General features: G+C 74.7%; 16 protein-coding genes. 6 read left to right on the top strand and 10 right to left on the bottom strand.

Going from position 1 to position 11993, the window contains the following annotated elements; all coding sequences use genetic code 11:
• Positions 1 to 27: 27 nt before the first annotated feature.
• Together GA0070611_RS02085 and GA0070611_RS02080 are read left to right on the top strand one after the other, a co-directional pair.
• On the top strand, positions 28 to 1011 hold the full coding sequence (locus GA0070611_RS02085) for an aldo/keto reductase (RefSeq protein WP_091656341.1): 984 nt from the start codon (positions 28 to 30) through the stop codon (positions 1009 to 1011).
• 91 nt (positions 1012 to 1102) lie between these two features.
• Positions 1103 to 1300, top strand: coding sequence for a hypothetical protein (locus GA0070611_RS02080; protein ID WP_091656336.1), 198 nt, complete (start codon positions 1103 to 1105; stop codon positions 1298 to 1300).
• A gap of 107 nt (positions 1301 to 1407) precedes the next feature.
• On the opposite strand, the gene GA0070611_RS02075 is transcribed toward GA0070611_RS02080, so the two are convergent.
• The 7 genes from GA0070611_RS02075 to GA0070611_RS02045 form a co-directional block, all read right to left on the bottom strand.
• The gene (locus tag GA0070611_RS02075) at positions 1408 to 1611 is read right to left on the bottom strand and encodes a cold-shock protein (protein ID WP_007075740.1); all 204 of its coding nucleotides are present in this window, start codon (positions 1609 to 1611) and stop codon (positions 1408 to 1410) included.
• A gap of 286 nt (positions 1612 to 1897) precedes the next feature.
• On the bottom strand, positions 1898 to 2170 hold the full coding sequence (locus GA0070611_RS02070; RefSeq protein ID WP_091656332.1) for a DUF4235 domain-containing protein: 273 nt from the start codon (positions 2168 to 2170) through the stop codon (positions 1898 to 1900).
• Positions 2167 to 2550 (bottom strand): DUF3618 domain-containing protein, encoded by a 384-nt coding sequence (locus GA0070611_RS02065; protein ID WP_091656329.1) that lies wholly within the window; start codon positions 2548 to 2550, stop codon positions 2167 to 2169. The genes GA0070611_RS02070 and GA0070611_RS02065 overlap by 4 nt, the downstream gene beginning before the upstream one ends.
• A complete protein-coding gene (locus GA0070611_RS02060) occupies positions 2547 to 2981 on the bottom strand; it encodes a phage holin family protein (RefSeq protein WP_091656325.1) in 435 nt (144 codons plus the stop codon). Before GA0070611_RS02060 ends, GA0070611_RS02065 begins: the two co-directional genes overlap by 4 nt.
• A 299-nt stretch (positions 2982 to 3280) precedes the next feature.
• Positions 3281 to 4510: a mechanosensitive ion channel family protein gene (locus tag GA0070611_RS02055; protein ID WP_091656320.1), complete on the bottom strand. Its 1230-nt coding sequence runs from the start codon at positions 4508 to 4510 to the stop codon at positions 3281 to 3283.
• 77 nt (positions 4511 to 4587) lie between these two features.
• Positions 4588 to 5409, bottom strand: coding sequence for a DUF1206 domain-containing protein (locus GA0070611_RS02050; RefSeq protein WP_091656316.1), 822 nt, complete (start codon positions 5407 to 5409; stop codon positions 4588 to 4590).
• Between the two features lie 63 nt (positions 5410 to 5472).
• Positions 5473 to 5838, bottom strand: a complete 366-nt coding sequence (locus GA0070611_RS02045) for a hypothetical protein (protein WP_091656313.1) — start codon at positions 5836 to 5838, stop codon at positions 5473 to 5475.
• Positions 5839 to 5934: 96 nt separating this feature from the next.
• Between GA0070611_RS02045 and GA0070611_RS02040 the strand changes: the two genes are divergently transcribed.
• Positions 5935 to 7161, top strand: a complete 1227-nt coding sequence (locus tag GA0070611_RS02040) for a cysteine desulfurase-like protein (protein ID WP_091656310.1) — start codon at positions 5935 to 5937, stop codon at positions 7159 to 7161.
• Positions 7158 to 7445 carry a GNAT family N-acetyltransferase gene (locus GA0070611_RS02035; RefSeq protein ID WP_091656308.1) on the top strand — a complete coding sequence of 96 codons (288 nt, stop codon included), beginning with the start codon at positions 7158 to 7160 and terminating at the stop codon, positions 7443 to 7445. The genes GA0070611_RS02040 and GA0070611_RS02035 overlap by 4 nt, the downstream gene beginning before the upstream one ends.
• A gap of 54 nt (positions 7446 to 7499) precedes the next feature.
• Here GA0070611_RS02035 and GA0070611_RS02030 read toward each other — a convergent pair whose 3' ends face one another.
• Positions 7500 to 9002, bottom strand: a complete 1503-nt coding sequence (locus tag GA0070611_RS02030) for a glycoside hydrolase family 3 protein (protein ID WP_091656305.1) — start codon at positions 9000 to 9002, stop codon at positions 7500 to 7502.
• Between the two features lie 136 nt (positions 9003 to 9138).
• Here GA0070611_RS02030 and GA0070611_RS32125 point away from each other — a divergent pair, with 136 nt between their 5' ends.
• Together GA0070611_RS32125 and GA0070611_RS02025 are read left to right on the top strand one after the other, a co-directional pair.
• The gene (locus tag GA0070611_RS32125) at positions 9139 to 9261 is read left to right on the top strand and encodes a hypothetical protein (protein WP_269456346.1); all 123 of its coding nucleotides are present in this window, start codon (positions 9139 to 9141) and stop codon (positions 9259 to 9261) included.
• A gap of 83 nt (positions 9262 to 9344) precedes the next feature.
• Positions 9345 to 10295 (top strand): TIGR03557 family F420-dependent LLM class oxidoreductase, encoded by a 951-nt coding sequence (locus GA0070611_RS02025; RefSeq protein WP_091656302.1) that lies wholly within the window; start codon positions 9345 to 9347, stop codon positions 10293 to 10295.
• A 37-nt stretch (positions 10296 to 10332) separates the two neighbouring features.
• Here GA0070611_RS02025 and GA0070611_RS02020 read toward each other — a convergent pair whose 3' ends face one another.
• Positions 10333 to 11106 carry a PH domain-containing protein gene (locus GA0070611_RS02020; protein WP_091656299.1) on the bottom strand — a complete coding sequence of 258 codons (774 nt, stop codon included), beginning with the start codon at positions 11104 to 11106 and terminating at the stop codon, positions 10333 to 10335.
• A gap of 234 nt (positions 11107 to 11340) precedes the next feature.
• Positions 11341 to 11976: a TetR/AcrR family transcriptional regulator gene (locus GA0070611_RS02015; RefSeq protein WP_197675832.1), complete on the bottom strand. Its 636-nt coding sequence runs from the start codon at positions 11974 to 11976 to the stop codon at positions 11341 to 11343.
• Between the last annotated feature and the right edge of the window lie 17 nt (positions 11977 to 11993).

Here is an 11993-nt window from a genome sequence, read left to right as displayed (position 1 = left end):
GGCAAGCAGCTCACTAGGCTCGGACGGATGGAACAGCGCAGCTTCGACCGGCTCGGCCGGCACGTCGGCATCATCGGACTCGGCGCCTGGCAGCTCGGCGGCGACTGGGGCGACGTCGGGGAGAACGAGGCGCTCGACGTGGTCGCCGGCGCCGTCGACGCCGGCGTCACCTTCCTGGACACCGCCGACGTGTACGGCGACGGCCGCAGCGAACGGCTCATCGGCCGGTTCCTGCGCGAGCACCCCGGGCACGGGCTGACCGTGGCCACCAAGATGGGCCGCCGGGTGCCGCAGACGCCCGAGGCGTACACCCTGGACAACTTCCGGGCCTGGACCGACCGCTCCCGGGCCAACCTCGGCGTGGACACCCTCGACCTGGTGCAGTTGCACTGCCCGCCCACCGCCGTCTTCGCCGACGACCGGGTCCACGACGCGCTCGACACCCTGGTCGCCGAGCAGCGGATCGCCGGGTACGGGGTGAGCGTCGAGACCTGCGACCAGGCGCTCACCGCCATCGCCCGCCCCGGGGTGGCGAGCGTGCAGATCATCCTCAACGCGGTCCGGCACAAGCCCCTGGAGCAGGTGCTGCCCGCGGCGGCCGCCGCCGGCGTCGGCGTCATCGCCCGGGTGCCGCTGGCCAGCGGCCTGCTCTCCGGCCGGTACGACGAGCACACCACCTTCCCCGCCAACGACCACCGTACCTTCAACCGGCACGGCGAGTCCTTCGACGTCGGCGAGACGTTCTCCGGCGTCGACTACGACCTCGGCCTGGCCGCCGTGCGCCGGCTCGCCCCGCTGGTCGGTCCGGACCGGACGATGGCCCAGTTCGCGCTGCGGTGGGTCCTCGACCAGCCGGGCGTCACCGTGGTCATCCCCGGGGCCCGCGACGCGGAACAGGCCCGGCGCAACGCCGCCGCGGCCGACCAGCCGGCGCTGACCGACGTCGAGCTGGCCGCCGTGCGGGCCGCGTACGACGAGCTGATCCGGCCGCAGGTGCACGACCGGTGGTGAGCCGGGCGCGGCGCTCGCGCGGCGCGGCGCCGCCCGGTACCGGCCCGGGCCGGCATGCTGGAGTCGGACGGGCGTCGTCGGAGGGGGAACGATGAGGGGCTGGTTCCGGCTCACCGTGGGGCTGCTGGCCGTCGTGCTGGGCGCGCTCTGGACCGTGCTCGGACTGGGCTACGTGGAGGGCAGCGTGCTGACCGACCGCCGGCCCTGGGCGCTGGTCGGCGTCGTGCTGGTCCTCATCGGACTCGGCGCGCTCTGGTGGGGCATGCGGGCCCGCCGCCCGGGCGGCTGAGGCGGCGGGTGCCGGCCCGGGTCCGAACAGGTCCTCCGGACGCGGAAAGCCCCGCTTCCCTTCGGGATGCGGGGCTTCGCGGCGGCCGGCGTGGCCGGCCCGGTGGCTCAGATGGGGCGGACCTGCTCGGCCTGCGGACCCTTCTGACCCTGGGCGATCTCGAACTCCACCCGCTGGTTCTCCTCCAGCGTGCGGTAGCCGCTGGTCTGGATGGCCGAGAAGTGGACGAACACGTCAGCACCCCCGCCGTCGACGGTGATGAAGCCGAAGCCCTTGTCAGCGTTGAACCACTTCACGGTTCCCTGCGCCATGTGTATCTCCTTCTAAAACTGGCGGCCGAGCACGCCGTGCGGCCGATTGGCCGTTTTCGAGCAGCGGCGCCTGAGGCGGCCCCCGATGCAGGGAACTTCTCTCAACCCACGCGTCTCTCAACAGCGTGAGACAGCAAACCACGTCCTGAAAAACTCTGCACGGCCCAATCGACGAAATTCTCCGACATGTGACCTGAAGGTTGCGGAAGGTCCACTGGGCGTACCGGGCGGATCATGCGAAAGGCCCCTTCCCCACAACGGGAAGGGGCCGATGCCTGCGCTGCGATCAGTCGGGCCAGCGACCGGTGAGCCGGCGTACGCCCACCGCCCCGCCCCGGTCCACGGCGGCCCGGACGACCGCGAAGATCGCGCCCTGCAACGCCGCGGCGGCCAGGATCTCGCCCCAGCGCCGGTCCTCGTCGGTGGCGCTCGGCGCCTCGCCGTCGCCCGCCGTGAGCTTCCAGACCTGCCGGAAGATGACCCCGGCGACCGTACCGGCGGCCAGCCCCAGCACCACCCCGACCGGCTTGTACGCGGCCCTGCCGATCCCCTTGCTCACCCACGCCTCCTTCTGATGATCAGCAGCACCACCACGGTGGCCACCGCGCCGGCCGCCACCGCCGCCCAGGGCCGCGGGTTGCGCGCGACCGACGGCCCACCGCCGGCCCCCCGCGCCCGCGCCAGCCGGATCTTCTCGGCGGCCTGCCCGCGCACCGCGCCCGCCTTCTCCGCCGCCTGCCCACGCACCCGGGCCACGGTCAGCGCGGCCTGCTCCCGCATCCGCTCCTTGGCCTGGTCGGCGGACTCCCGCAGCCGGGCCTTCACGTCGGCCTTGGCGGCCAACAACTCCATCGTCTCACCCAACTCCACCCGGGTGCGGCGGATCTCCTCGCGGAGCGCCTCCACGTCCCCGGTGCCGTTGCCGTTGCTGCCGCTCATGCCCGCCTCCCGTCCTTGACCGCGGCGGTGACGGTGTCCACGTCCGCCCGCACACTGCGGACCGCCGCCTCCGGCACCGGCGGGACGGCACGGCTGACCTGCTTCTTGCCGACCAGCGCCAGGATCCCGGCGAGCAGGAAGAGCACCACCGCCACGATCAGGGCCGCCAGCCACGCGGGCATGATCAGGGCCAGCAGCAGGATCACCGTGGCGACCAGCGCGCCCGCGCCGTACAGCGCCATCACCCCGCCGCCGCCGAACAGACCGATTCCGATCCCGGCGTGCTTGCCCTTCTGGGTCAGTTCCGCCCGGGCCAGCGCCAACTCGTCCCGCACCAGCCGGGTGACCTGTTCGGTGGCCCGCTGCACCAGTTCGGCGGTGGACGGCTCGCTCCCGGTCCGGGACGTGCTGCGACTCGCGACGTCAGCCATGCTGTCCTCCTTTCATCATCACCGCGCTGTATGCCCGGAGTCGCCGCCCGTCAATCCTGCGCGGAACGGCCGGTCGGCCCGGCCGCGCGCCACCGCCCCCCGGGCCGCCCGGGTGGGCGGACCGGAGGTGGGGCGTGCCGAGCAGGTCCCCCGCGACGGGCGGAACAAACGCACCGGACCCGACCGACTGCCGTCCCCGGCAGGTGCAACGGGGACACCCCGCCCCGGGTCACTGCCCGGCGGACGGCGCAGCCCCCGGCACCCGTACGGGGTGCCGGGGGCTGCGCGCGGGGGCAGGGTCAGCGGCGGGCGTCCACGGGCTCCTCGACGAGCACCTCCCGGCGGGCCTCGCCGTCGTCGCTGCCGCCGAAGGTCTCGCTGCGGGCGTCACCGTCGTCGCTGCCGCCGAAGACCCGGGCGTCGTCCGGGATGTCGGCGTCCGGCCGGCGGCGGACGGTCCGGCGCGGCGCCACCACCTGCCAGGGCAGCGGGCCGGCGGCGTCGCCGACCTCGGCGCGGACCCGGGGCAGGGCGGTCGGCAGCTGGTCGCGGATCCAGGCCACCAGGTGCTCCCGGACCAGGCAGCGCAGGTCCCAGAGGCTGCCCGCGTCGGCGGCGCTGACCAGGGCGCGGACCTTGACCGTCCCGCCGGTGGCGTCGGTCACCTGGAGCACGCAGACCCGGCCGTCCCACAGCTCGGTGCTCTCGCAGAGCCGGCGCAGCTCCTCCCGCATCGCCTGCACCGGCACCGCCCAGTCGACGTCGAACTCGGCGGTGCCGAGCACCGCCGCCTCGGTGCGGGTCCAGTTCTGGAACGGGGTGCTGGTGAAGTACGAGGTGGGCAGGATCAGCCGGCGGTCGTCCCAGATCTGCACCACCACGTAGCTGAGGGTCAGCTCCTCGATCCGGCCCCACTCCCCCTCGACGACCACCACGTCGTCGAGGCGTACCGCGTCGCTGAAGGCGAGCTGGAGGCCGGCGAAGACGTTGCCGAGCAGGCTCTGCGCGGCCAGCGCGGCCACCACACCGACCACCCCGGCGCTGGTCAGCACGCCGGCGCCGATGCCGCGTACGGCGGGGAAGGTCATCAGCATCACGCCGAGGGTGAGCACCACGATCACCGCGATGGTCAGCCGGCGCAGCAGCACCACCTGGGTACGCACCCGGCGGGCGTGCCGGTTGTTCGGCACGTCGACCCGGAACCGGGCCAGCGCGGTGTCCTCCAGCACCACCAGCAGCGAGGCGACCAGCCAGGCGGTGGCGGCGATCACGGCCAGCACCAGCACGTGCAGCAGCGCCTGCCGCCACGGGCTGCCCACCGCGTACAGGGTGCTGAACCGGACGGCGAGCTGCACGGCCAGCGCGGTGCCCGCCATCTGGAACGGGCGGTGCGAGTGGTCGGTCAGCTCGGTCATCAGCAGCGAGCGCCGGCCGAACCGGCGCATCAGCCGGTGCACCACCTCGACCACCAGCAGTGCGACCGCCGCCGCGGCGAGCGCGGCGACGGCCGTCACGAGGTAGCTCTGCACGGACCTGTTCTCCCTCCAGCCGGGCACGGATCGGGCAAGTGCCCAATGGTGCCCGGCGGTCCGGACATCGACCAGGATCAGACCCGGCGGTAGCGGGACTGGAGGAAGCAGTAGACGCCGAAGGCGGCGATGCCCAGGGCGGCGAGGGTCAGCAGCACCGGCCCGTACGACTGGTCGCGCAGGGTGCGCAGCGCGGCGTCCAGGCCCCGGGCCTTCTCCGGGTCGTACTTGACCGCGGCGACGACGATCAGCAGGCCGGCGAGGGCGAAGACGGTGCCCCGGGCGGCGTACCCGGCCATCCCGAGCCGACGGGCCAGGGTGTGCGTCTTCGGGCTCATCTCACCGGTCTTGAGGTTCTTCTCGAACTTCTTCTTCAGCCCGTAGATGACCATGCCGATGCCGACCGCGGCGAGCACCAGGCCGGCCAGCCCGACCAGCACCCGGCCACCGCCGGAGGACATCAGCTTCTCGGAGAGCTGCTGCTGCTGCGACGAGGCGTTGGAGCTGGCGTCCTGGACCACCTTGACCGCGGTGTAGCCCAGCCAGGCGAAGACGATGGTGCGCACCACCGAGGCGATCCGCTCGAAGAGCCGGTCCTTGTCCTGCAGGCCGCGGTGCCCGATGGCCGCCTCGGTGGCCTGCCAGACGGCCATGGCGAAGAGCCCGATGGCGATGATCACGAGCAGGGTCTTGCCCATGGGCTGGGCGCCCAGGGTGCGCAGGGCACCGTTCTGGTTGCCCTCCTCCCCCGACTTGCCGAAGGCGATCTGGAGCGCGAGCCAGGCGAAGAGGAGGTGGACGATCCCGTAGCCGATGAATCCGGCCCGGGTCAACAGTTCGAGCCACCTGCTGTTCGCGGCCTGGGCGGCGGTGGCTCCGGCGTTCCGGGTGAGAGACATGGCGCCTCAATCTCCCGTTGCGAAGATTTCCAAACGTCGGCCGCCGCCGCCCTGGCCTGCGGATCAGCTGTTGGCGTTGCGCGCCACCCGGATCACCACCTGCTGGTCGGTGACGTTGTCCAGGCTCACCTGGAAGCCACCGACCTCGGTGGCCTGCTGGCCGACGGTCAGCGAGAGCTGCTCCCCGGCGACCTCGACGGTCACCTGGTCACCCTGCGCGCCGATCAGCTTGGCCTCGACGCCGAGGATGGTGGCGCTGGCGTCCACGCCCCGGTCGAAGGTGACCGTGCAGGAGTCCAGGCCGCAGTCGGTGGAGGCGCCCTCCGAGCTGCACCCGGCGAGCAGCGCGGCGCCGAGGGCGAGGCCGGCCAGCAGGCCGGCGGCACGACGGACAGGGGTCTGCGGTGCGGTGGCGCGTCGGTTCGTCACCCGATCAAGGGTACGAGACGCGCCCCACCCCGCCTCGGCGCGAGCAGGCCCACCGGGCCGCACGGCGGGCCGTCGGGCACGCGCTAGGGTCCCGGCATGGCCTTCGACATCGCCCGTACCCGGGCCGCGTACCCCGCCCTGGCCGAGGGCTTCGCCCACTTCGACGGCGCGGGCGGGACCCAGACCGCCCAGTCCGTGATCGACGCCGTCGCCGACACCATGCGCGCCGCGATCGGCAACCGCAGCACCGCCTTCGCGCCCGGCCGACGCTCGCTGGAACTGGTCGACGCGGCCCGCTCGGCGGTCGCCGACCTGCTCGGCGCGGACCCGGCCGGCGTGGTGCTCGGGCCGAGCGCCACCGCGCTGACGTACACCCTGGCCCGGACGCTCGGGGCGACCTGGCGGCCCGGCGACGAGGTGGTGGTCTCCCGGCTCGACCACGACGCCAACGTCCGGCCGTGGGTGCAGGCGGCCGAGGCCGCCGGGGCGACGGTGCGCTGGGCGGAGTTCGACCCGGCCACCGCCGAACTGCCCGCCGGCCAGTACGCCGACCTGGTCGGCGAGCGCACCCGGCTGGTCGCGGTGACCGCCGGCAGCAACGCGACCGGCACCGTGCCGGACGTGGCGACGATCGCCAAGATCGCACACGCGGCCGGCGCGGCGGTCTGCGTGGACGGCGTGCACTCGGTGCCGCACGGCCCGACCGACCTGGCCGCGCTCGGCGCGGACTTCTTCGTCACCAGCGCCTACAAGTGGTCCGGGCCGCACCTGGCGGCGATGGTCGCCGACCCGGACCGCTGGGCGGCGCTGCGCCCGGCGAAGCTGGTCCCCTCCTCGGACGCCGTGCCGGACCGCTTCGAGTACGGCACGCCGAGCTTCCCGCTGCTGGCCGGGGTGACCGCCGCCGTCGACCATCTGGCCACCCTCGACCCGGCGGCCGGCGGCAGCCGCCGCGAGCGGGTACGCGCCGGCCTGGCCGCCGCCCAGTCGCACGAGGAGGCGGTCTTCGACCGGCTGCTCACCGGGCTCACCGCCCGCCCGGCGATCACCGTGTACGGCTCACCGGCGCGGCGCTGCCCCACCGTGTCGTTCCGGGTGGCCGGGCACACCCCGGCGCAGACCGCGGCGGCGCTGGGCGCGGCCGGCTGCTGCCTCTCCTCCGGCGACTACTACGCCTACGAGTACTTCTCGACGCTGGGGCTGCGCGACAGCGGCGGCGCGGTCCGGGCCAGCGTCTACCACTACAACACCGTCGAGGAGGTGGACCGGTTGCTGGCCGAACTGGACGTGCTGGCCACCGGCCGGGGGAGAATGGGCCGGTGAGCTTCCTGGTCGAGGAGAACCCCGCCGAGCACCGCTTCGAGATCCTGGTCGACGACGCGCTGGCCGGGTTCACCGCGTACCTGCCGCGCGGCGAGGTGCTGGTGTTCACGCACACCGAGGTGGACGACCGGTTCCAGGGCCGGGGCGTCGGCGCGGCGCTGATCCAGGGCACGCTGGACCAGATCCGGGCCCGGGGCGGCCGGGTGGTGCCCCGGTGCCCGTTCATGGCCGCGTTCATCGAGCGCCACCCCGACTACGCCGACCTGGTGGTGCCCGCCCCCTGACCGGTGGCGCCCGGCGCGGCCGGGGCCCGTACCCGCCCCCCGGCCGCGCCGGGGTCAGCGGGTGCCGGCGAGCAGTTCGGCGGCGGCCTGCGCGGCGGCCCGGGTGGCCCCGTGGGTGGCCACGTGCAGCCCGCCGGTGACCAGTTCCGGCACGCCCAGCTCGACCACCACCGCGTCCGGGCGGGCCGCGAGGGCCCGGCCCACCGCGGCCCGCATCCAGTCGTGCCGGTGCAGGTCGCGCACCACCAGCACCAGCGGCCGGCCGGCCGCGCCGCCGGCCGGGTCGGCCGGCACCTCGTCCTGCGCGTACCGGGCGGTGGTGGTGCCGGGCACCAGCCCGGCCAGCGGCGCGGCGATCCCCCACGGGGTCTCCTCGCCGATCGCGATGTTGCGCGGCGGGGCGAACTCGACCACGTGCGCCGGTCCGGCGAGCGGCAGCCGGGCCGGACGGTCGGCGACCACCCGCAGCGCCCGGCGGGCGGCGGCCAGCCCCACGGCGGAGCCGGCACCGGGGCGGGGCCCGGCCGGCCGGTCGGCGCGGGCGGCGACGCTCCACGCGGCGAGCTGGCCGACCCGCTTGGCGGCCTCGGCGAGCCGTTCCTCGGGCAGCTCCCCGGCGAGCACCGCGGCGACGACGGCGTCGCGCAGCTCGCGCGCGTCGGCCTCGGTGGCGCGTTCCCCGCCCACGCAGATCGCGTCGGCGCCGGCGGCGAGGGCGCGCACCGCCGCCCCGGCGAAGCCGTACCGGTCGGCCACCGCGCGCATCTCCACCGCGTCGGTCACCACCACGCCGTGGAAGCCCAGCTCGTCGCGGAGCAGCCCGCCGAGGATGCGCGAGCTGAGCGTGGCCGGCAGCTCCGGGTCCAGCGCCGGCACCAGCAGGTGCCCGGTCATCACCGCCTGCACCCCGGCCGACACCGCGGCCCGGAACGGGGCCAGCTCGACGGCGTCCAGGCGGGCCCGGTCGCCGCCGATGCGGGGCAGGTCGTGGTGCGAGTCGACCCGGGTGTCGCCGTGCCCGGGGAAGTGCTTGGCGCAGGCGGCCACGCCGCCGGCCTGCAGGCCGCGGACCCAGGCGGCGGTGTGCCGGGCCACCAGGGCCGGGTCGGCGCCGAAGGAGCGGACCCCGATCACCGGGTTGGCCGGGTTGGAGTTGACGTCGGCGTCCGGCGCGTAGTCGAGGGTCACCCCGACGGCGGCCAGCTCCGCGCCGAGGTCCCGGGCCACCTCCTCGGTGAGGTCCACGTCGTCGACCGCGCCGAGGGCGAAGTTGCCGGGCCGGGAGCTGCCCCGGGCCGACTCCAGCCGGGTGACGTCGCCGGCCTCCTCGTCGATCGCCACGATCACGTCGGGTCGCTCGGCCCGCAGGGTCGCGGTGAGCGCGGCGACCTGCTCGTGGTCGACGACGTTGCGGGCGAAGAGGACCACCGAGCCGAGCCCCTCGCCGAGCCACCGGCAGACCCAGGCCGGCGGGGTGGTGCCCACGAAGCCGGGTTGCAGGACGGCGGCGGCCAGCGCCGCCAGGTCCGGGTTCGCTCCCACGATCCGCTCGCTCATGCGCTGTCGTACCCCCGTCTCCCCACGGCCCGCCGCCCCGGCGGTGCTGACATGGTCACACTCCGGTCCGGTAATAGTCAACATTCCTAACTGTTAGCGTCTGGCGGAGCGGGACCCACCGTGGGAGAGTTCGGGCATGCGCCCCGCCCTGCTCGCCGACGCCACCTCCGCCGCCGACATCCCCGGCGTACGCCTGCTCGGCCTGGTGGTGGGCGGCCTGTTCCTGCTGATCGCGATCCGGGCGATGTTCCGCCGCTGACCCGGCGTTCGGACCCCGTCCCCCGGGGTACGGCGATCGTGGTCCCCACGGTGCGCCCGGCACCCGGGGCGCGAGGGGGAGACGTGAAGATCGGCTATTTCCTGTCCAGTGAGGAGTACACCCCGGCCGAGCTGCTGGCCCAGGCGCGCGGCGCCGAGCAGGCCGGCTTCGAGGCACTGTGGATCTCCGACCACTACCACCCGTGGGTCGACGCGCAGGGCCAGAGCGCCTTCGTCTGGTCCACCATCGGCGCGCTCAGCCAGGTCTGCCGGCTACCGGTGACCACCGCGGTCACCTGCCCCACCCTGCGCATCCATCCCGCCGTCATCGCCCAGGCGGCGGCCACCAGCGCGGTGCTGCACGAAGGACGGTTCATCCTCGGGGTGGGCACCGGCGAGGCGCTCAACGAGCACATCTTCGGCGACCCGTGGCCGCAGACCGACGTCCGGCTGGAGATGCTGACCGAGGCGATCGAGGTCATCCGCGAGCTGTGGCGCGGCGACTTCGTCAACCACCACGGCAAGCACTACACCGTCGAGCACGCCCGGGTCTACACGCTGCCGGACACTCCCCCGCCGATCTACGTCTCCGGCTTCGGCCCGAAGTCGATCGACCTCGCCGCCCGGATCGGCGACGGCTACGTCAGCACCATGCCCGACGCCGACATGGTCCGCCGGTTCCGCGAGGGTGGCGGCGGCGACAAGCCGTGCCAGGCCGGCTTCAAGGCCGCGTACGCCGACAGCGCGGACGAGGGCATGCGGATCGCGTACGAGAAGTGGCCGAACGCGGGCGTGCCGGGCGAGCTGTCCCAGGTGCTGCCCTCGCCGCGGCACTTCGAGCAGGCCGCGCAGCTGGTGAAGCCGGAGATGCTGAAGGAGGCGTTCGTCTGCGGCAACAGCGCCGACGCGCACCTGGAGATGATCGACAAGTACGCCGAGGCCGGCTTCGACGAGGTCTACGTGGCCAACACCGGACCGAACTGGCAGGGCCTGTTCGACCTCTACCGGCGCGAGGTGCTGCCCCGGCTGCGCTGAGCAGACCGGCGCGGACCGGCCGACGCGGACGGGCCGGTCAGCTCGCGCCCAGCGCGCGGCGGAGCGCGTCGTCGCCGGCCGGGGTGCCGATGGCGGCCCGCTCCGCCGGGTGGTCGACGTAGTGGCGCAGCGCGTCGGCCAGGAACCCCGGGTGCGCCGCCAGCCAGCCGAGCGTGACCAGCGGCGAGCCGGCCCGGCCGAACACCAGGCCCCGCCGCCGGACCAGCTCCGGGCGGGCCACCCGCAGCCGCAGCACGGTCCCCGAGCGCGGCGGGGTCGGCCGGCCCGGGGTGAGCGCCGCCCACGGCACGCTGCGCCGCCCGAACAGGTCCCGGATCTCGACGCCGGCCGGGGTGAGGTCGATCCGCGGGTCGCCACGGAAGAACGCCACCACGAGACCCGTCACCAGCAGCAGGTAGAACGCCGCCAGCAGGAACATGATGCTGGTGAAGCCCCAGCCCACCACCGTCGGCGTCTGCGTGTCGCGCACCAGGTCGAGCCCGAACGACTGGAGTATCCCGGCACCGAGCAGCACCTGCGCGGCGGCGAACCAGCCGAAACCGGCCATGGGTGGCACCCGGCGGCGGCCGGCCCCCGCGTCGACCAGCCGCGCCGGTCGCCGCCACGGGTTGCGCTGGCGCACCACCATCGGCACCAACGCCGCCAGGCCCAGCACCAGCAGCGACAGGCCGAACAGGTAGTCCCAGCCGCGCGACGGCAGGCCGCCGGCCAGCACCGTCCCGGCCCGGACGGCCGCGAACAGCAGCGCCGCCAGGACGGCCGGACGAGCGGCGCGCTCGGTCCACGACACGCGTACAGGGGACGGGGCCGGAGCGGTCGACGAGGACATGAGCGCATGATGACGCATCCGGTCAACCGCCGGAAGCTCCAGGCACGGGACGCGTCCCCACCCCCACCCCACCCCCACCCCCACCCCAAGATCCCCGCTAATTCACGGAAAGAGTGGCCTCCGGGCTCTCGGAGACCACTCTTTCCGTGAATTAGTCGCCCGGGGGTCACTGGGGGGCGCCCTGGGCGGGCGGAGTCAGGGGGGTGGGGCGAGGAGGCCGTGCAGCAGGGTGGCGACCAGGTCGTCGACCAGCTCGGCGGCCGGCTCCGGCGGCGGGTGGGCCGGATCCAGCAGCCGGCCCAGGACCAGGTCGTGGCAGACGCCGACGACCAGGGTGGCGAGCGCCTCGGCGCTGGCCCGCGGGGGGATCCGGCCCTGCCGCTGCTCGGCCCGGACGTAGTCGGCCAGCTCGGTCCGCAGGCCCGGACCGCCGCCGGGCGGCCCGGGCAGCTCACCGAGGCGGGCCAGCAGTTTGGGTTGGCCGGTGAGCCCGGCGAACGCCGGCAGCACGGCCGCGTGCAGGGCCAGGGCGCGGCGCAGCCAGGCCCGCAGGTTCGCCTCGACGGTCTGCTCACCGGCTCGCGGGGCGGGGGTGTCCTGGGCCGCCTCGACCGCCCGCACGTGCGCGTGCAGCGCGTACGCGAGCAGTTCCTCCTTGTCGGCGAAGTGGTTGTAGAGCACGCCGTCGGCCACGCCGGCCTCCCGGGCGATGTCCCGCACGGTCAGCCCGGCCGCGCCGCGCCGGGCGACCAGCGCCTGCGCGGCGGCGATCAGGTGCTCCCGCAGGCTCTGCTCGCCACCGCGCAGTGCCGCCGCTCGTCTCGGTGCCACCTGCGCATCGTAGGGAG

The organism is Micromonospora auratinigra (assembly GCF_900089595.1).
GTDB classification, from domain to species: Bacteria; Actinomycetota; Actinomycetes; order Mycobacteriales; family Micromonosporaceae; genus Micromonospora; species Micromonospora auratinigra.
The sequence above is the reverse complement of the archived record's forward strand: the minus strand, read 5'-3'. Positions and strand labels throughout refer to the sequence as shown.

What these genes read in the sequence shown, in the direction of transcription:
- GA0070611_RS02085 (WP_091656341.1), top strand. Translation starts at nt 28, where the DNA reads ATGGAACAGCGCAGCTTCGACCGGCTCGGCCGGCACGTCGGCATCATC.
- GA0070611_RS02080 (WP_091656336.1), top strand. Translation starts at nt 1,103, where the DNA reads ATGAGGGGCTGGTTCCGGCTCACCGTGGGGCTGCTGGCCGTCGTGCTG.
- GA0070611_RS02075 (WP_007075740.1), bottom strand. Translation starts at nt 1,611, where the DNA reads ATGGCGCAGGGAACCGTGAAGTGGTTCAACGCTGACAAGGGCTTCGGC.
- GA0070611_RS02065 (WP_091656329.1), bottom strand. Translation starts at nt 2,550, where the DNA reads ATGAGCGGCAGCAACGGCAACGGCACCGGGGACGTGGAGGCGCTCCGC.
- GA0070611_RS02060 (WP_091656325.1), bottom strand. Translation starts at nt 2,981, where the DNA reads ATGGCTGACGTCGCGAGTCGCAGCACGTCCCGGACCGGGAGCGAGCCG.
- GA0070611_RS02050 (WP_091656316.1), bottom strand. Translation starts at nt 5,409, where the DNA reads ATGTCTCTCACCCGGAACGCCGGAGCCACCGCCGCCCAGGCCGCGAAC.
- GA0070611_RS02040 (WP_091656310.1), top strand. Translation starts at nt 5,935, where the DNA reads ATGGCCTTCGACATCGCCCGTACCCGGGCCGCGTACCCCGCCCTGGCC.
- GA0070611_RS02030 (WP_091656305.1), bottom strand. Translation starts at nt 9,002, where the DNA reads ATGAGCGAGCGGATCGTGGGAGCGAACCCGGACCTGGCGGCGCTGGCC.
- GA0070611_RS32125 (WP_269456346.1), top strand. Translation starts at nt 9,139, where the DNA reads ATGCGCCCCGCCCTGCTCGCCGACGCCACCTCCGCCGCCGACATCCCC.